Raw genomic sequence first — 17,269 nt, forward strand, 5'->3', positions numbered from 1 at the left:
AAGTCGCCAACCGAAAAAGCCCGTCGCAAGTTCCATATCAGGCGGCGGCCTATGCAGAATCTCTGACGATGGTGCTTCAAACGGGATCGGATGCCTGCCGCAAGCGGAGCGGATTGACCGTGCGGAACCCGACATTTGGTCCGGGTTGGGAATGTTTCGCCGCTTGCTTTATATCATGGCGCCGCCCTGCGGCATTGGGCAGTTTCGGGTGGAATTCTCGGGCCAGATCCGGCCTTTGACGCAGTTGACTGGAATTATCGCAATGCATTCCTATTCTGTTTTCGCCCTGGCCGTACTGGCCCTGCTTTTGACGCCTGGCCCGACGAACACGCTTCTGGCGCTTTCCGGTGCCGGTCGTGGTGTCCGAGCGTCGCTGCCTTTGATGATCGGTGAAATCGCCGGCTATCTGCTGGTCATCCTTGCGCTTGCTGTGCTGTTTTCCGATTTTCTGAAGATGCATACGGGCCTTGCGCAGGCCATCAAGCTCTGTGCCGCCATCTGGGTCGCATTTCTGGCCGTTCGGCTGTGGACCCTGCCGTCTTCGGCGCCAATCGGTGAGGCGATCACTCCTCGTCGGGTTTTCGTCACCACCTGTCTTAACCCGAAGGGGCTGATCGTCGGCCTTGTCTTGTTGCCACAGGCGCCGCTGACCCAGATATGGCCATATATACTGCTGTTTTCTGCTCTCGTGGCTTTCGCGGCGCTTGTGTGGCTGTTTGCAGGGGCGCTTCTCATCCGCCATGCGGGCCAGTCTTCGCCGAGGCTCGTGCGCGGCACCGCCTCGGGCTTCCTTCTGGTGCTGTCGCTCGGTCTTGCCGGAAACGTGTTTGGCATTCTCTAGGCCGGATACCTAAATCAGGGGCACTCCCGAAAAATGCTGAAAGCGGCGGTTTAATCGTCTCAATCGCTTCCTGCGGGTGGAATTATGCAATATCACCCCACTATGCAACGCCAGTACAAAACAGCTAGAAGCAGCGGATGACCCAGAATTCCCGGACAGAAGAAACGCTCGCCGAACTGAACCAGCCAAGCCTCTGGTCCGGTATCAACGCCTATCGTTCCGATCCGCTGATCGTCGATCTCACGTCCGGCCTGTCGCGCAATCTGAGGGACGAGTTCGACCAGCTCGGCCGCTACGTCACTTCGCATGAGGCGCAGGAGCTGGCGCGCATGGCCAATCAGGGCGTGCCGCAGCTGCACACCCACGGCCCGCGCGGCGAACGTCTGGATCAGGTCGAGTTCCATCCCGCCTGGCACGCGCTGATGCGCCGTTCCATGTCATCGGGCCTGCATTCCAGCGTCTGGGAGAACTCTCCCGATACGCGCGGCAATGAACACAAGGCGCGCGCCACGAAATTCTACCTGACCTCGCAGCTCGAGGCTGGCCATCTCTGCCCGCTCACCATGACCAGCGCCTCCGTTGCCGCCATCATGGCCTCGCCGCGCGTGCAGAAGGAATGGGCGCCGAAGATCCTGTCGCGCAAATATGATTCCTCGCAGAAACCGGGCCTGCAGAAAACCGCCGTCACCATCGGCATGGGCATGACGGAAAAGCAGGGCGGCACGGATGTGCGCGCCAATCGCACCACGGCGGAGCGGGTGGGTGAGGGCATCTATCGTCTGTCCGGCCACAAATGGTTCCTTTCCGCGCCGATGAGCGATGGTTTCGTCATGCTCGCCCAGATGGGCGACGGCATGGGCTGCTTCCTTGTGCCGCGTTATCTGGAGGATGGTTCGAAGAACGGCCTGCACTTCCAGCGCCTGAAGGACAAGCTCGGCAACCGCTCCAATGCATCAGCCGAAGTCGAATTCACCGATGCGTTCGGTTATCTGCTGGGCGATCCCGGCAGCGGCATCCGCACGATCCTCGACATGGTGACGCTGACGCGGCTGGACTGCGCGCTGGCATCATCAGGCATGATGCGCGCCTCGCTTGCCGAAGCGGTGCATTACGCCCGCGGTCGTTCGGTTTTTGGCAAGATGTTGGTCACCCAGCCGATCATGACGCGCGTTCTCGCCGACATGGCGCTGGATGTGGCGGCCTCCACTGCGCTCTCCTTCCGGCTGGCGACGGCGTTTGATGCCGCCCGCAACAATCCGGCCGAAGCCGCCTATGCGCGGGTGATGACGCCCATCGTGAAATACTGGTGCTGCAAGATCGCGCCGGCCCTCATCTACGAGGCCATGGAGTGCCTTGGCGGCAATGGTTACGTGGAAGAGCGGCCGATTGCCCGCCACTATCGCGAAGCGCCCGTCAACGCCATCTGGGAAGGCTCCGGCAACGTCATGGCGCTGGATGTGCTGCGGGTTCTCCAGCGCGGCAAGGACCTGTTCGATCTCGTCTTCCAGACGCTGGAACGCGATCTCGGACCTGCCGGCAAGAAGACCACCGACGTGCTGCGCGCCGCGATCGCCCTTGCCGAACGTGACGAGGGGGCGGCCCGTCTATTGGTGGAGCAGTTTGCACTCGCGGCCGCTGCCGCCGAGCTTTGCCGCCTTGGCGCCGGCAAGATCGCCGATGCCTTCCTCGAAACCCGTCTGGCGGGCGGCTGGCGGCATACTTACGGCATGCTCGATTCCCGCTTCGATCCGAATTATATAATCGATCTTCTTTATCCGCCTGCATCTTGACCGATGCATGCGGATGAAGGTTTTGCAGTCCTGGCGGGAGGGGTCTCGGATTTGACAAACAGCAATGGCGTAAGGCGTGTTCTTATCTGTCACGACAGCTTCGCGCATCAATGCGCGGCAAGGGAAGGCGGCTGCCAATGCTGACCTTCCGTTCCGCCCGCGCTGAGGATGAAGACGCGCTCTACGCCATAAGCCTTGCCACCGGCGATGCCGGGCAGGATGCTACCCCGCTTTACAATGATGGCCGCATGGTCGGGCATATCTATTCCGTGCCCTATCTGCATCTCTGGCCCGATGCCGTTTTTGTGGCTGAGGATGAGGAGGGTGTGTGCGGTTATATCGTCGGCGCGCTCGACACGGCGGTGCACGAAGAGCGGCTGGAGCGGGAATGGTGGCCGCATCTGCGCACCCTTTACCCCGATCCCGGCGGCGACCAGCAGACATGGGACGCCGATCAGCGCCGGGCCCAGTTCATCCACCATCCGCGCCGCACGCCCACCTGGCTCACCGATCCGTTTCCGGCCCATATTCACATGAACCTGCTGCCGCGCACGCAGGGCAAGGGCGGCGGCACCCGGCTTCTGTCGCGCTGGCTCGATATGGCAAGACAGAACAACGTCTACGGCATCCACCTCGGCGCCAGCGAACGCAACCATGCGGGCATGCGCTTCTGGGAAACCCGCGGCTTCAAACGCCTCGAAAGCCACGAAACGCCCGGCAGCGTCTGGTTCGGCATGGCGCTGGAATAAACCGGCTGATTCCGCGGAACATGGGTTCGGGATTGTTCACGTCGGCTACCCTTCATCCACAGGAACCTTCCGTCCATCCGCCCCGCCACATTGTTCTTCCCTTCATGCTTTGTTAACCCGTTGAGAAAGGCCTTTCAGAAAACGGGTAGGGAATCATGCTGGCGACCGCAGAGGCGATTTCAGCCGACAGACCGGAAAAGCGCATCAAGGATCGCGCTCAGACCGAGAAGGCGATTTTTAACGCGGCGCGATCGCTGCTCGCCGAAGAGGGATTTCAGGGTTTCGGCATCAACGCCGTCGCCCGCCGCGCCGGCTGCGACAAGCAGCTGATCTACCGTTATTTCGGCGGCCTCGATGGCTTGATCGAGGCGATCGGCGAGGATCTCGGCTCCTGGGTGAAGGATCGCATTCCCGAGGACACCGGCGGCATGTTTCTTTTGACCTATGGCGATCTCATGGAAAAGCTGGCGCTTTATTTCATGGATGCGCTGCGCAGCGATCCTCTCGTCTGCAAGATCATCGCCTGGGAAGTCTCTGACGGTTCACCGCAGGTGCGTCAGCTGGCCGAAGCCCGCGCCAAGTCGCTGGGCAAGTGGCTGGAGCGCATGCGCGGTTCGCTGGCGGCGCCGAAGGGCGTGGATACAGCGGCGGTCAATGCCGTGCTGTTCGCCGCCATCCAGCACCTCGTCATCTCCGCTGCCACCAGCGGCCAGTTTGCCGGCGTGCCGCTCAAATCGGACCGGGACTGGGACAAGATCTCCACTGCCGTCAAAAGACTGGTGCGTGGCGTTTACGGCTGAACCGGCTTCAGCAGGTGTAGGGCGGTCACGTTCAGAACCAGCGCGTTAAAGAAAAATCAGCCATGTTTTCACCCGGTCGGCAACCGCCCGGCGCATCCGGTCGTTCACGGGATCACATGCTTTTCCACATGCCGGCCGCCCGTCATTAACCATAATGACAGCTTTCATTTGCCTCGCCCGGGCTGCCGGTCCAGTGTGGATTAACGAAATGTTAACCATGCGCAATGACTGCGCATAAGGGAGCCGCAAGTGAGCCGCTGGACAGCTTTAGGCGTCATGATGACGTTTTTTGTGATGCTGCCGTTGGATATCGACGTGCCGGCGCTGAACCTCTGCCTGATGGCCGTGGCTCGCTGGGCGGTGCTTGCCGGCTTTCCCGATGCGATGTTGGCGCGGGGGCAGGTGGCATGAAGTGGTTTCTGATACTCTGGGCCGGTCCCGTCGCATTGCTGGGCAGCTGGTACTGGCTTTCCTATTACGACATGAGCTTCGGCTTCTACATGCTGACGCGGCAGACCCATGATCTGGTGTTCGAGATATACGGCAACATTCTCGGCCTGCCGCCGGAAAGCCTGCCGCCGCTGGTGGCGCGCGCCATCGCGCTAGACAGTCTGATCGTTTTTGCGATTCTCGCATTCCGCAAGAGAAAGCAGATTGCCGCCTGGTGGCACGGCCGTCAGTCGGCCGCGCGGGTGAGTGCGGAAAGCCTGTCCAGCGCGCCCTGAAGAATGAAGCTCGCGGCGGCCGAATCGATACGTTCGGCCCGTTTGGCGCGTGAGACGTCCATTTCCAGCAATGCGCGCTCGGCCGCGACTGTTGAAAGCCGCTCATCCCAGAAGATGAAGGGCAGGGCGGTTTTTTCACCCATGGTGCGCACGAAGGCGCGCGTTGCCTGCACGCGAGGACCGGCCGAGCCATCCATGTTCATGGGCAGGCCGATGATGAAGGCGGAAACTTTTTCCTTTTCGGCGAAGGCCAGCAGCACTTCCGCATCCTGCGTGAATTTCACCCGTTTGATGACCGGACGCGGCGTTGCAAAGCGCCGCGACAGGTCTGACATGGCAAGCCCGATGGTCTTTGTGCCGAGGTCGAGGCCGGCAATTGCCTGCGCGGGCTGAAGCGTCTGCGCCAGTTCCTCGATGGTGAGTATTGCCATGTCGCGCGCTGTCCTTACCGTTTGCGGACGAATTCAGTGCGCAGCACCAGACCCTTGACCGCATCATGCCTGCAATCGATCTCTTCCGGATTGTCTGTCAGACGGATCGACTTGATTACGGTGCCCTGCTTGATGACCGTGTTGGTGCCCTTGACCTTCAAATCCTTGATCAGGGTGACGGAATCGCCATCTTCAAGCACATTGCCCGCCGCATCGCGTACTTCATTCGCACGCGCCGCTTCTGCAGCCAGTTCGGAGGCCGGTCGCCATTCACCGGTCGCCTCGTCATACACGTACTCGTCATCATTTGCGGCCATGGTCGCCTCTCTTAAATATTGGTAGTGCGGTTGTTCAGGCCGTCCTATGTCATAATATACCGGTAATACAAAGGAGAACTTCCCATGAAAATCACCTGGCTCGGCCATTCCGCCTTCCGCCTCGAAAACGGTAGCGCGAAGATCCTCATCGATCCGTTCTTCACCGGCAACCCCGGTTTTGCCGGACAGGATGGGAAGTCGGCGGCCGAAGGCATCACTCATATTCTCCTGACCCACGGCCATGGCGACCATGTCGGCGACACCGTTCAGCTTGCGCGCGAGACGGGTGCAACCGTACTGGCCAATGCCGATCTTGCCGCATGGCTTTCCGCCAAGGGTGTCGCGAAGGTCGATATGGGTAATACCGGCGGCACGGTGCATTTTGACGGTTTTTCCGTCACCTTCACCAATGCACTGCATTCCTCCGCCCAGATCACTGAGGATGGCGTCTCCCATTCGCTCGGCAGTGCCAATGGCCTGATGCTGCATTTCGAAGACGGCCCGGCCGTTTATCATATGGGCGATACGGACATCTTTTCCGACATGAAGCTCATCAACGAATTGCACCAGCCGGATATCGGCCTCGTGCCGATTGGTGACCGCTTCACCATGGGCGGAGCCGTCGCGGCGCTCGCCTGCCAGCGCTTCTTCAAGTTCGAGAATGTCATTCCCTGCCACTATGGTTCCTTCCCGATCATCGACCAGACGCCGGAGAAGTTCGTGACCGGCATGGAGGGGTCGGAAGCCCGTGTCCACACGCCTAAGGCGGGCGATACGCTGTCCTTCTGACGTTTTGCTCAGGCATGTCGTGACCGCAAAAGCACCTCACACTTTGACGCGACATGCTTTCTACCGTTGCGAATGGCGGACATGGTGATTATAGCGGGTAGGAAAATTCTGACCGGAGTAGAACCATGTCCGTCGATCTCGCCACCGTAAAGCGCGTTGCGCGCCTTGCCCGTATCGCAGTCAGCGAAGAAGAAGCACAGAATATGCTCGGCCAGCTGAACGGCATACTCGGTTTCGTGGAGCAGCTTTCGGAAGTGAATGTCGACGGCGTCGAGCCGATGACATCAGTCACCCCGGTGGAGATGAAAAAGCGTGCCGACGTGGTGACCGACGGCAACAAGGCGGAAGACATTGTCGCCAATGCGCCTGCGACCGACCGGGACTTCTTCATGGTCCCGAAAGTGGTCGAATAATCCGACCGCCGTTTGCCGCCCGATTTTTCCAAGATTTCGAAAGCCGTTGCCGACCATGACCGACCTGACGAGCCTGACCATTGCCGAAGCCCGCGAAAAGCTGAAGGCCAAAGAGTTTTCCGCCCTGGAGCTGACCGACGCCTATCTCTCCGCCATTGATGCCGCCAATGGCGCGCTGAACGCCTATGTCGTAACCACGCCTGAAAAGGCGCGTGACATGGCGAAAGCCTCAGATGGCCGTATCGCGTCCGGTTCGGCTGGCGAGCTGGAAGGCGTTCCGCTTGGTGTGAAGGACCTTTTCGCCACCCGTGACATCCACACGCAGGCGTGTTCGCATGTTCTCGACGGCTTCAAGCCGAAATATGAATCCACCGTTACCCAGAATCTCTGGGATCAGGGCGCCGTCATGCTCGGCAAGCTCAACATGGACGAATTCGCCATGGGCTCGTCCAACGAAAGCTCCTGGTACGGTCCGGCCATCAATCCCTGGCGCGCCAATGGTTCCGAGCAGAAGCTCGTGCCAGGCGGTTCCTCCGGCGGTTCTGCCGCTGCCGTGGCCGCGCATCTCTGCGCCGGCGCCACCGCAACCGACACGGGCGGCTCCATTCGCCAGCCGGCAGCCTTTACCGGCACGGTTGGCATCAAGCCCACCTATGGCCGTTGCTCACGCTTCGGCATCGTTGCCTATGCCTCCTCGCTCGATCAGGCCGGCCCGATCGCCCGTGACGTGCGCGACGCCGCTATCCTGCTGAAGACCATGGCAAGCGTTGACGCCAAGGATACGACCTCGGTCGACCTGCCGGTGCCGGATTACGAAAAGGCCATCGGCCAGTCGCTGAAGGGCCTGAAGATCGGTATCCCCCGGGAATACCGCGTCGATGGCATGCCGGAAGAAATCGAAAAGCTCTGGGCCAAGGGCGTGGAATGGCTGCGCGATGCCGGCGCCGAGGTGGTCGATATCTCGCTGCCGCACACCAAATACGCGCTGCCTGCCTATTACATCGTCGCACCGGCGGAAGCCTCGTCCAACCTTGCCCGTTATGACGGCGTTCGTTACGGCCTGCGCGTCGACGGCAAGGATATTGCCGACATGTATGAAAAGAGCCGTGCCGCCGGTTTCGGCAAGGAAGTGCAGCGCCGCATCATGGTCGGCACCTATGTGCTGTCGGCCGGTTATTACGACGCCTATTACCTGAAGGCGCAGAAGGTTCGCACGCTGATCAAGCGTGACTTCGAAAACGTCTTCCACGAAGGCGTCGACGCCATTCTGGCGCCGATCACTCCGTCCTCCGCCTTCGCAGTCGGCGACGAGGAACTCGCCTCCGATCCGGTGAAGATGTATCTGCAGGACGTTTTCACCATCACCGTCAACATGGCCGGTCTTCCCGGCCTTTCGGTTCCGGCCGGCCTTGACGGCAAGGGCCTACCGCTTGGCCTGCAGCTCATCGGCAAGCCATTCGACGAAGAAACGCTGTTCAAGACGGCCCACGCCATCGAGCAGGCAGCCGGCAAGTTCACCCCCGCCAAGTGGTGGTAAGCGGCCTCAAGCTTAGACAGATGAACGAAGCCGATCGCGATGCGGTCGGCTTTGTCGGTTTTGCCGCCTGGCGTTCCGGCGAGGCCTTCGACGAGAGCTATCTCGACCCTGATGTCATCGAGCGGGTGAGGGGCGAATTCGAGAGCTTCGCCAAGTCTCCAACTGGTGATGTTGTCGTCGCTGAAATGGGAGGCGTGGTTGCCGGCTGGGGCGCATGCGATGCGGCGCCGCATCACATTTCCGATCTCTGGGTGGACCCAAACTGGCAAGGCAAGGGGATCGGCAAAGCCCTGATCCTTCATTTTCTAGACAGGATGCGCGCGCAAGGCCTGCCGCTAGCCACCATCGATACCCATGCCAGAAATCGCGCCGCTATCGGTCTTTACGAGCGTTGCGGATTTGAGATCGTCTGGCGCGGCATGGAATGGTCCGACATCATGAAAGTCGAGCTTGAAAAGGTGAAGCTCGAGCGCAGGCTCTCGCCATAACCCGCTTTTACGGCCGCAGCTGCTTCTCGGCGAAATGCCGGGCGACAGCGCTGCCGCCGCCCGGTCGATTTATCTGTTGTCCAGCTCACCCCGCACGAGTTCCAGCCCGCGCGTGGTGATGAGGTAGGGCTTGCCGCCCGAGGAGGCAATGGCTCTCTTCCGTTTCAGCTTGCGGAAGGTGAGGAGATTGAGGCCGCTGAAAATCCAGCCATCACGCGTATAAAGCGCGAGTTTTTCGATTTTGTGGGCGTCATCTCGAACGAGTTCAATTCTGCCGCCCTGGGCGAGCAGGTGAAGAATGCGCTGTTCGGCGCGGGAAATGTCCATTTTTGGAAGTCCGGTCGGCGTCATATAGACGCGTGAAAACAAATCCGGGTGCCGTTAAGGCAGCCGGCTCGGTTTCAGCATGGCCCGGCGCGCAATAAACTTGCGGGCAGGGCCTTTACCGGGACTCCGATTGAGCGAACATAAAAACTCCGTTCTTGCTCCTTTTGGGTAGCGGGCGAACCCGGCGCGGTCAAGTCCCGCCAGGCGCGAGAAAACCATGCTGGTCGAATCGCGCTGGCAATGGTTTAATTTCAACGGTCATGGAGGGCGCGGCTTGATCGTCATTCGCAATGCGCATGAGCAGGAAGCGGAGGTTCTGGCGGCCATCGGCCTCAGGGCATGGCGACAGGCAACCGCAGCTCTCGGCATCACCCCGACCCTTTACGACAATGCGGCCAGCGCCTTTTCCAATTTTACCCGTTCGTCATGGCTGGCAATCAGGGTGGCGGAGTTCGGTGGCTCGGTTGCGGGTTGGGCGGCGCGCGAACATTTTGACGAGACGATTTCCGATTTCTGGATCGATCCGGATTTTCAGCGCCGGCGGGTCGGCAGTCGTCTGCTGGGTGATGTGGAAAGGCTGATAGAGGACAGGGGATTCGAGACCATCCGGCTTGAAACTCACGCCCAGAACGAACCGGCCGTCGCCTTTTTCCGCCACCATGGCTACAGTGTCCGCTGGCTCTCCGTTTCCTATGCGCCAAAGCTCGATCGCGAAGTGCAGTCGGTAGGCCTGCAGAAGCAATTGGCGGAGGTTGAGAGTGGTCTTTATGGGCCGGCTTTCTGAGACAGAGTTTGCAGAGCATCCACCAGCCGCATCGGCCAGTCTGGCATGATGGCAAGCGATGCGACAAGGCCCACCTGCAATATCACGATTGATATCAGGATGCTGCGGAAGGGTTCCTTGCGCGTCTTGTGCCGCAGCAGGCGTTGTGCCGAGATCGCACCCAAGCTGCCGCTAATGAGCGCAAGCGATAACAGCGTGCTTTCCCGGATACGCCATTCGCCATTCCTCGCCGCTTCCTTGTCCCACCAATAGACAAGAAAGACGAAAAGATTGAAGGCGATATAGGCCGTGAAGCAGAGAGCGATCGTCACCATGGCGTGAATTGAAACCGGGAAGCGTAAAAAACGCGTATCCGGTATGGGCTAAAATCCCGGGCCTGGCGTGAGAGGGTGCAAGATGTCTTGCGCCCGCGCTCCATTTGTTCTACCCACCAAGGCCAAAGAACCCGTATATCGTGAGCTTCAGATGACCCTTGTAGACGTGCGCACCCCCGACCCGAAACGCTTCATTCCCGGCGCCACCGGCGATTGGGAAATCGTGATCGGCATGGAGGTGCATGCGCAGGTTCTCTCCAATTCCAAGCTGTTTTCCGGCGCATCGACCACCTTCGGCAATGCGCCGAACTCCAACGTGTCGCTGGTGGATGCCGCCATGCCCGGCATGCTTCCCGTCATCAACGAGGAATGCGTCAAGCAGGCGGTGCGTACCGGTCTCGGCCTGAAGGCGAAGATCAACAACCGTTCTATCTTCGACCGTAAGAACTACTTCTATCCGGACCTGCCGCAGGGCTACCAGATTTCGCAGTTCAAAGATCCGATCATCGGTGAGGGCACTATCACCATTTCGCTCGGTCCGGACCGTCAGGGCAATTTCGAGGATATCGAGATCGGCATCGAGCGTCTGCATCTGGAGCAGGACGCCGGCAAGTCCATGCACGACCAGCATCCGACCATGTCCTTCGTGGACCTGAACCGTTCGGGCGTGGCGCTGATGGAAATCGTTTCCAAGCCGGACATGCGCTCGTCGGATGAGGCCAAGGCCTATCTGACCAAGCTGCGCTCGATCGTGCGTTATCTCGGCACCTGCGACGGCAACATGGATGAAGGCTCGATGCGCGCCGACGTCAACGTTTCCGTGCGCCGTCCGGGCGAAGGTTTCGGCACGCGCTGTGAAATCAAGAACGTCAACTCCATCCGTTTCGTTGGTCAGGCCATCGAATATGAGGCGCGCCGCCAGGTCGCAATTCTGGAAGATGGCGGCGTCATCGATCAGGAAACCCGCCTGTTCGATCCCGGCAAGGGCGAGACGCGTTCCATGCGCTCCAAGGAAGACGCGCATGACTATCGTTATTTCCCCGATCCGGATCTGCTGCCGCTCGAATTCGACGATGCTTTCGTCGAGGCGCTGAAGGTCGATCTGCCGGAGCTTCCCGATGACAAGAAGGCGCGCTTCGTGGCCGATCTCGGCCTGTCGGTCTATGACGCCTCGATCCTCGTTTCGGAGAAGGCGATCGCCGATTATTACGAGGCCGTCGCCGCCGGCCGCGATGCGAAGGCTGCCGCCAACTGGGTCATCAACGACCTGCTCGGCGCCCTCAATAAGTTCGGCAAGGATATCGAGACGACGCCGGTTTCGCCGGAACAGCTCGGTGGCATCATCGATCTCATCAAGTCTGAGACCATTTCGGGCAAGATCGCCAAGGACCTGTTCGAGATCGTCTGGAACGAGGGCGGCAACCCGGCCGAAATCGTCGAGGCGCGCGGCATGAAACAGGTGACGGATACCGGCGCCATCGAAAAGGCCGTGGACGAGATTATCGCCGCCAACCCGGATCAGGTTGAAAAGGTCAAGGCGAAGCCGACGCTCGCCGGCTGGTTCGTCGGCCAGGTCATGAAGGCCACGGGCGGCAAGGCCAACCCGCAGGCGGTGCAGGCACTGGTGAAGGCCAAGCTCGGCATCGAGGAAGAGTAAGCGAAAGCTGCTTCCTGCCGGTAGGAGGCATCGAGGCACAAAGCTCTCCTTCGTCATCCTCGGGCCTGTCCCGAGGATCTAGATACCCACAAGGCCAAACGTGCTCAGATCCTCGGGACAAGCCCGAGGATCACGTCGAGAGTGCGGGAGGCTCGACATATATCTGCCGGGATCAACGCCCGGCTTTTCTGTTTCAAGACGGAGCCCAAACATGTTTTTCATCCGCACGGCAAGTCTGCGGGACATCGAGCCGGTCCGCACCTTGCTCGCCACGACATGGCACGCGACCTATGATGCGATCTATGGCGTCGACAAGGTGAACCAGCTGATCCTCGCATGGCATTCGCCGCAGGCCATGAAGGACCGTATCGAGAAAAAGGGCGGCGAGTTTCTGGTGGCTGATGACGGCAAGCGGATTGGCGGCATGGCCTATGGCTCCATGTCCTCCAAGATGGCGAAGACGGCCCTGCTGCACCAGCTTTACGTCGCGCCCGACCTTCAGCGTCAGGGCGTCGGCCGTGATCTCTTCGCGGAACTGGAAACCTGCTTTCCGGATGCGGAAATCATGCGGCTTGAAGTCGAGCCTAAAAATACTGTCGCAATCGCCTTTTATGAAGGCGTCGGATTTGTCGAGGTAGACCGAATCGAGCGCATGGCGGGCATCGAGGGTCTGCCCGGCATCGTTATGGAAAAGAGCCTGACCCGATGAATGCGACATTGCAGAATCTCATTATCCGCATGGCGCGCGAGGACGACCTTCCCGCCCTTGCCGCCATTTTTGCCGCAGACGAGATCGGCGGCCACGGCGATACGGCGGAAGAATCAGCGCAGCCGGATTATCTTGCGGCCTTCCGCGCCATCGAGGCATCGCCGAGCGAAACGCTTTATGTGGCGGAACTGGATGGCGAGGTCGTCGGCACCTTCCAGACGGCGATCCTGACCAAGCTCGTCGGGCGAGGGGCAAAGTCCATGGTGATCGAGGCGGTGCAGACGCGCGCCGACATGCGCGGTCGCGGTATCGGCGCGGTGATGATCAATCATTGCCTGGAAGAAGCCCGCCGTCAGGGCCTCAACGCCGCGCAACTGACGTCCAACATGGCCCGGCTGGACGCGCACCGCTTCTACGAGCGGCTGGGTTTCGAGAAGCGGCATTTGGGCTTCAGGATGAAGCTGAAATAGCACGGATATATCTTGAAATGCTGGACAATTGCTGTGAGGGGCGGCATAAGCATGTCTTGTGCCGTGCACGGAAAATCGCTGCGGCGCATTCAAGCCCGAGGAACGCATAATGAAGACTCTCCTGACGCAAATCTTCACCTGGTGGAATGGCCAGACGATCGGAACGCGGTTTCACACCTGGCGTTTCGGCAAGAAGGTCGGGCAGGACGAGTTGGGCAACACCTATTACGAAGGCGGCACCACCTCCTGGGGCATGCCGCGCCGGTGGGTGATCTATAATGGTTATGCCGAAGCTTCCGCCATTCCGCCCGGCTGGCATGGCTGGATGCATTACCGCACCGACGTGCCGCCAAGCCAGGAAAGCTACGTTGCGCGCGAATGGCAGAAGCCGCACCAGCCGAATCTGACCGGTTCGTCAAAAGCCTATCGCCCGCAGGGATCGCTGGCGGTGGCAGGCGAGCGCCCGCGTGTGACCGGCGACTACGACGCCTGGACCCCTGGCAACTAAGCTTTTGTGATGCGCGGTGTTGTGCAAAACACCGCGCTTGCATCTGGCCTCACCGGTTTTTGCCACATTCCGCCCTTAGGCGTTGATCCGGTCGGCATCGCGACACAGGCAAATTTTGGAGACCACTATATGAGGAAAATCACGCGGGATCGTTCTTTGCGTGCGCTGACAGTGTCGCTGTTTGCGGCGGTCTCTGCTGTTCTCCTCGTGTCACCTGTCTCCGCCGCCCGTCTGGAGAACCGCGTCGCCGTGTTTTCCGGCATCGACAAGATCACCGGCCGCATCACTTCCTTTGATGTCTATATCGATGAGACTGTGCAGTTCGGCGCGCTTCAGGTGACGCCGAAGGTCTGTTATTCCCGCGACCAGACGGAAACCCAGAAGATCGACGCTTTTATCGAGGTCGATGAGATCACGCTTGATCGCAAGATCAAGCGGATTTTCACGGGCTGGATGTTCGCCGACAGCCCCGGTCTCAATGCCGTGGAACACCCGATCTACGACGTGTGGCTGACAGGCTGCAAGCAGGACTCGGAAGTTCCTGCTCCCTCTACGGCAAGCAAGTAATTTAACCGACGACCGTGCCTATTTCTGGCGTCTGAGCTTCTCCGCCAAATCGGCCAGGGCTTTGCTTTTGCTTTCCAATTGTTCGATCATTTCTTCCCGCGTCAGTTCGGGGTCAATCGCGATCGGCACGGTGAACTTATTTGGTCGATCGCCAGCGGGAGGTGAGGGGAATCTGATTTCAGAAAATGCCCTCTTCACGGCCGTTCGGGTTTGATAGGTGCTATCCCTTACGTTTTTGACTTGAACGGCCTGTATTTTCCCCGCCGGGTCAACGCGGAAAGTAACAAGGAGGACCTGCCGCTTGTTTGTCCGCACGACCTTGAATTCCGGGCGGCCGGTTGTGCCCGTCAAGGCTCGGGAAACTTCGTTTCGCCAGGCGGCCAGCGGGTTCGGGAGCTGTTCAGCAGCGGTGACATTCACCGCCAGCGTCAGCATCAATAACAAGGCCGCAATCCAGCGCATGACCAACCCCCGATGAATAAAATATCATGACCGGATAAGTCATGTTTTTGAGGGTTGCAAGCAAAATCTCAGGTTGTTTTCAGCGTGGATTTTCTTGCGCAGGCAAATTTTCGAAGGGCACATCCGGCCTATCGACAGCCGCTTCCAGTATCGTTGCATATTCCGACTTTGGAATATCGATTGCCCCGAATGTCTTTAAATGTTCGGTCGTAAATTGCGTGTCGAGCAGCGTAAATCCCTGCTGCCGCAAACGCTCCACCAGATGTACGAGGCATATCTTCGATGCATTGGTGCGGCGGGAAAACATGCTCTCGCCGAAGAAGGCGGCGCCAAGCGAGACGCCGTAAAGCCCGCCGACAAGCTCTTCGCCCTCCCATGCCTCGACACTGTGCGCATGGCCGATCTGGTGCAACTCGGTATAGAGCCGGCGGATGGTGGCGTTGATCCACGTGCTTGGTCTATCTGGCGCTTCCGCCGCGCATCCGGCCATGACAGCTTCGAAGGCAGTGTTGAAGCGTATCTCGAACGGCTTCCTGCGCATCGCCTTGGCGAGGCTTTTGGAAATATGGAAGGAGGTGAGGGGGATGATACCCCTAATCTCCGGCTCGACCCAGAAGAGCTCGGGATCGTCAGCCGAATCGGCCATGGGAAACAGGCCGGCGGAATAGGCGCGCAGCAGAATATCGACCGTTATGCCGTTGTTTCTACTGCGACGCCCAACCATGGCGTCTTAGTGAGACGCGTCACCGGCCAGGTATTTCTCCAGCCAGTGAATGTCGTAATCGCCCTTCAGAATATCCTCGTTTTCGAGGAGGTCCTGGAAAAGCGGCAGCGTGGTCTTGATGCCGTCGACGACGAACTCGTCCAGCGCCCGACGCAGACGGCGGATGCACTCGTCACGGTCGCGGCCGTGAACGATCAGCTTGCCGATCATGCTGTCGTAATAGGGCGGGATCTTGTAACCCTGATAGGCGCCCGAATCGACGCGCACGCCAAGACCGCCCGGCGTATGGAAATAGGTCAGCGTGCCCGGCGAGGGAACGAAGGTGCGCGGGTCTTCGGCGTTGATACGGCATTCGATGGCATGGCCATGGAATTCGATATCAGCCTGCGTGACCGACAGACCCTGGCCCGAAGCGACCCTGATCTGTTCCTGCACGAGATCCATACCGGTGATCGCTTCCGTGACCGGATGCTCCACCTGAAGACGGGTGTTCATTTCGATGAAATAGAACTCGCCGTTTTCATAAAGGAACTCGATGGTGCCTGCACCGCGATATTTCAGCTTGCGCATGGCGTCGGCGCAGATTTCGCCGATCTTCATGCGCTGTTCGACGGTCAAAGCCGGCGAATTGGCTTCTTCCAGCACCTTCTGGTGACGGCGCTGCAACGAGCAATCGCGTTCGCCAAGGTGAACGGCATTGCCTTCGCCATCGCCGAAAACCTGCACTTCGATATGGCGCGGCTTGCCGAGATATTTTTCCATGTAGACGGCGTCGTTGCCGAAGGCTGCTGCCGCTTCGGAACGGGCAGTCGCAACCGCCTCTTCCAGATCGGCCTCGGTCTTCGCCACCTTCATGCCGCGACCACCGCCGCCCGCCGTCGCCTTGATGAGGACTGGGAAGCCGATCGTGCGGGCAATTTCGAGCGCGTTTTCAGGCTTCACTTCGCCATCCGAGCCGGGAACGACGGGAATGCCGAGTTCCTGCGCCGTCTGCTTGGCGGTGATCTTGTCGCCCATGATGCGGATATGTTCGGCGGTCGGTCCGATGAAGGTGATGCCGTGTGCGTCGAGAATATCGGCGAACTTGGCATTTTCCGACAGGAAGCCGTAACCGGGGTGAACCGCGTCCGCACCTGTTATTTCGCAGGCCGCAACGATCTGGTGGATGTTGAGGTAGCTGTCACGCGAGGGCGGCGGGCCGATGCAAACGCTTTCGTCGGCAAGGCGCACATGCATGGCGTCTGCGTCGGCCGTGGAATGTACGGCTACCGTCGGAATGCCAAGCTCTTTCGCGGCGCGCAGGACGCGTAGCGCGATCTCGCCGCGGTTGGCTATGAGGATCTTCGAAACCATGCTGAACCGCCTTTATTCGATGACCACGAGGGCTTCGCCATACTCCACGGGCTGAGCGTCGTTGACGACGATTTCCACGACCTTGCCGGACTTGGGAGCCGGGATCTGGTTCATGGTCTTCATGGCTTCGACGATGAGAATGGTCTGGCCTTCCTTGACGGTCGCGCCCACTTCGATGAAGGGACGTGCGCCCGGGGCAGGCGAAAGATAGACCGTGCCGACCATCGGCGAGGACACGGTGTTGGCCGGGTTACGGGCCGGTGCTGCTGCCGCTGCGGGAGCAGCAGGTGCGGCCATTGCCGGCGCGGCGGCCGGGGCAGGTGCCGGCGCATAAGCGGCGGGCGCTGCAGCATAGACCGTGGCGGGAGCGGGAGCGGCGCGGGAGACGCGGATGCGCAGGTCTTCCTGCTCCACTTCGATTTCCGAAAGGTCGGTATCGTTGAGGATATTCGCGAGCTCGCGGATCAGTTCCTTGTCGATACCCTGTTTCTTTTCAGACATGACAAACCCTATT

At 59.9% G+C, this 17,269-nt stretch carries 24 protein-coding genes; 16 read left to right on the forward strand and 8 right to left on the reverse strand.

What is annotated here, in order from left to right; translation table 11 throughout:
• Positions 1-262: 262 nt before the first annotated feature.
• The 6 genes from V6S97_RS02135 to V6S97_RS02160 all read left to right on the forward strand — a co-directional run bounded on the left by V6S97_RS02135 (position 263) and on the right by V6S97_RS02160 (position 4,905).
• Complete coding sequence (locus V6S97_RS02135) at positions 263-841, forward strand: LysE family translocator (protein ID WP_035212507.1); 579 nt, start codon at positions 263-265, stop codon at positions 839-841.
• Between the two features lie 137 nt (positions 842-978).
• Positions 979-2,631, forward strand: coding sequence for an acyl-CoA dehydrogenase family protein (locus V6S97_RS02140; protein WP_003502448.1), 1,653 nt, complete (start codon positions 979-981; stop codon positions 2,629-2,631).
• Between the two features lie 137 nt (positions 2,632-2,768).
• On the forward strand, positions 2,769-3,380 hold the full coding sequence (locus tag V6S97_RS02145; RefSeq protein WP_003502450.1) for a GNAT family N-acetyltransferase: 612 nt from the start codon (positions 2,769-2,771) through the stop codon (positions 3,378-3,380).
• A gap of 155 nt (positions 3,381-3,535) precedes the next feature.
• A complete protein-coding gene (locus V6S97_RS02150; protein WP_003502452.1) occupies positions 3,536-4,180 on the forward strand; it encodes a TetR/AcrR family transcriptional regulator in 645 nt (214 codons plus the stop codon).
• Between the two features lie 249 nt (positions 4,181-4,429).
• Positions 4,430-4,591 carry a hypothetical protein gene (locus tag V6S97_RS02155; RefSeq protein ID WP_153314807.1) on the forward strand — a complete coding sequence of 54 codons (162 nt, stop codon included), beginning with the start codon at positions 4,430-4,432 and terminating at the stop codon, positions 4,589-4,591.
• On the forward strand, positions 4,588-4,905 hold the full coding sequence (locus V6S97_RS02160; protein WP_129565745.1) for a DUF6105 family protein: 318 nt from the start codon (positions 4,588-4,590) through the stop codon (positions 4,903-4,905). Before V6S97_RS02155 ends, V6S97_RS02160 begins: the two co-directional genes overlap by 4 nt.
• On the opposite strand, the gene ruvX is transcribed toward V6S97_RS02160, so the two are convergent.
• Together ruvX and V6S97_RS02170 are read right to left on the reverse strand one after the other, a co-directional pair.
• Entirely contained in the window at positions 4,857-5,336 is a 480-nt protein-coding gene (gene ruvX, locus V6S97_RS02165) for a Holliday junction resolvase RuvX (protein WP_003502458.1), read from the reverse strand. The genes V6S97_RS02160 and ruvX overlap by 49 nt on opposite strands.
• Positions 5,337-5,350: 14 nt before the next feature.
• Positions 5,351-5,653 carry an alkylphosphonate utilization protein gene (locus V6S97_RS02170; protein ID WP_003502460.1) on the reverse strand — a complete coding sequence of 101 codons (303 nt, stop codon included), beginning with the start codon at positions 5,651-5,653 and terminating at the stop codon, positions 5,351-5,353.
• Between the two features lie 84 nt (positions 5,654-5,737).
• Here V6S97_RS02170 and V6S97_RS02175 point away from each other — a divergent pair, with 84 nt between their 5' ends.
• The 4 genes from V6S97_RS02175 (at position 5,738) to V6S97_RS02190 (ending at position 8,880) form a co-directional block, all read left to right on the forward strand.
• Complete coding sequence (locus V6S97_RS02175) at positions 5,738-6,442, forward strand: metal-dependent hydrolase (RefSeq protein ID WP_003502462.1); 705 nt, start codon at positions 5,738-5,740, stop codon at positions 6,440-6,442.
• A 125-nt stretch (positions 6,443-6,567) separates the two neighbouring features.
• Positions 6,568-6,855: an Asp-tRNA(Asn)/Glu-tRNA(Gln) amidotransferase subunit GatC gene (gene gatC / locus V6S97_RS02180; protein WP_003496362.1), complete on the forward strand. Its 288-nt coding sequence runs from the start codon at positions 6,568-6,570 to the stop codon at positions 6,853-6,855.
• Between the two features lie 55 nt (positions 6,856-6,910).
• On the forward strand, positions 6,911-8,392 hold the full coding sequence (gene gatA, locus V6S97_RS02185) for an Asp-tRNA(Asn)/Glu-tRNA(Gln) amidotransferase subunit GatA (protein WP_059753190.1): 1,482 nt from the start codon (positions 6,911-6,913) through the stop codon (positions 8,390-8,392).
• Entirely contained in the window at positions 8,383-8,880 is a 498-nt protein-coding gene (locus V6S97_RS02190; RefSeq protein WP_334426009.1) for a GNAT family N-acetyltransferase, read from the forward strand. The genes gatA and V6S97_RS02190 overlap by 10 nt, the downstream gene beginning before the upstream one ends.
• 69 nt (positions 8,881-8,949) lie before the next feature.
• On the opposite strand, the gene V6S97_RS02195 is transcribed toward V6S97_RS02190, so the two are convergent.
• The gene (locus V6S97_RS02195) at positions 8,950-9,207 is read right to left on the reverse strand and encodes a YjhX family toxin (RefSeq protein ID WP_003502469.1); all 258 of its coding nucleotides are present in this window, start codon (positions 9,205-9,207) and stop codon (positions 8,950-8,952) included.
• 274 nt (positions 9,208-9,481) lie between these two features.
• Between V6S97_RS02195 and V6S97_RS02200 the strand changes: the two genes are divergently transcribed.
• A complete protein-coding gene (locus tag V6S97_RS02200) occupies positions 9,482-9,991 on the forward strand; it encodes a GNAT family N-acetyltransferase (protein WP_020012369.1) in 510 nt (169 codons plus the stop codon).
• Here V6S97_RS02200 and V6S97_RS02205 read toward each other — a convergent pair.
• On the reverse strand, positions 9,973-10,305 hold the full coding sequence (locus V6S97_RS02205) for a DUF1294 domain-containing protein (protein ID WP_209788007.1): 333 nt from the start codon (positions 10,303-10,305) through the stop codon (positions 9,973-9,975). The two genes, V6S97_RS02200 and V6S97_RS02205, sit on opposite strands and share 19 nt — an antisense overlap.
• Positions 10,306-10,456: 151 nt before the next feature.
• Between V6S97_RS02205 and gatB the strand changes: the two genes are divergently transcribed.
• The 5 genes from gatB (at position 10,457) to V6S97_RS02230 (ending at position 14,216) form a co-directional block, all read left to right on the forward strand.
• A complete protein-coding gene (gene gatB / locus V6S97_RS02210; protein ID WP_099085464.1) occupies positions 10,457-11,962 on the forward strand; it encodes an Asp-tRNA(Asn)/Glu-tRNA(Gln) amidotransferase subunit GatB in 1,506 nt (501 codons plus the stop codon).
• A gap of 211 nt (positions 11,963-12,173) precedes the next feature.
• The gene (locus V6S97_RS02215) at positions 12,174-12,671 is read left to right on the forward strand and encodes a GNAT family N-acetyltransferase (RefSeq protein ID WP_003502479.1); all 498 of its coding nucleotides are present in this window, start codon (positions 12,174-12,176) and stop codon (positions 12,669-12,671) included.
• The gene (locus tag V6S97_RS02220) at positions 12,668-13,141 is read left to right on the forward strand and encodes a GNAT family N-acetyltransferase (protein WP_003502481.1); all 474 of its coding nucleotides are present in this window, start codon (positions 12,668-12,670) and stop codon (positions 13,139-13,141) included. Before V6S97_RS02215 ends, V6S97_RS02220 begins: the two co-directional genes overlap by 4 nt.
• Positions 13,142-13,250: 109 nt before the next feature.
• Positions 13,251-13,649: an NADH:ubiquinone oxidoreductase subunit NDUFA12 gene (locus V6S97_RS02225; RefSeq protein WP_004441414.1), complete on the forward strand. Its 399-nt coding sequence runs from the start codon at positions 13,251-13,253 to the stop codon at positions 13,647-13,649.
• Between the two features lie 129 nt (positions 13,650-13,778).
• Complete coding sequence (locus tag V6S97_RS02230) at positions 13,779-14,216, forward strand: DUF2155 domain-containing protein (RefSeq protein ID WP_026364075.1); 438 nt, start codon at positions 13,779-13,781, stop codon at positions 14,214-14,216.
• A gap of 18 nt (positions 14,217-14,234) precedes the next feature.
• On the opposite strand, the gene V6S97_RS02235 is transcribed toward V6S97_RS02230, so the two are convergent.
• From V6S97_RS02235 to accB, 4 genes are all read right to left on the reverse strand, one after another.
• On the reverse strand, positions 14,235-14,678 hold the full coding sequence (locus V6S97_RS02235) for a hypothetical protein (RefSeq protein WP_035212392.1): 444 nt from the start codon (positions 14,676-14,678) through the stop codon (positions 14,235-14,237).
• Between the two features lie 79 nt (positions 14,679-14,757).
• The gene (aat, locus tag V6S97_RS02240; protein WP_003502489.1) at positions 14,758-15,402 is read right to left on the reverse strand and encodes a leucyl/phenylalanyl-tRNA--protein transferase; all 645 of its coding nucleotides are present in this window, start codon (positions 15,400-15,402) and stop codon (positions 14,758-14,760) included.
• A 6-nt stretch (positions 15,403-15,408) separates the two neighbouring features.
• Positions 15,409-16,755 carry an acetyl-CoA carboxylase biotin carboxylase subunit gene (gene accC, locus V6S97_RS02245; RefSeq protein WP_003502491.1) on the reverse strand — a complete coding sequence of 449 codons (1,347 nt, stop codon included), beginning with the start codon at positions 16,753-16,755 and terminating at the stop codon, positions 15,409-15,411.
• A 12-nt stretch (positions 16,756-16,767) separates the two neighbouring features.
• Positions 16,768-17,256 (reverse strand): acetyl-CoA carboxylase biotin carboxyl carrier protein, encoded by a 489-nt coding sequence (accB, locus tag V6S97_RS02250; protein ID WP_003502493.1) that lies wholly within the window; start codon positions 17,254-17,256, stop codon positions 16,768-16,770.
• Positions 17,257-17,269: the final 13 nt, after the last annotated feature.

It is taken from the genome of Agrobacterium sp. CCNWLW155 (assembly GCF_036888815.1).
GTDB classification, from domain to species: Bacteria; Pseudomonadota; Alphaproteobacteria; order Rhizobiales; family Rhizobiaceae; genus Agrobacterium; species Agrobacterium radiobacter.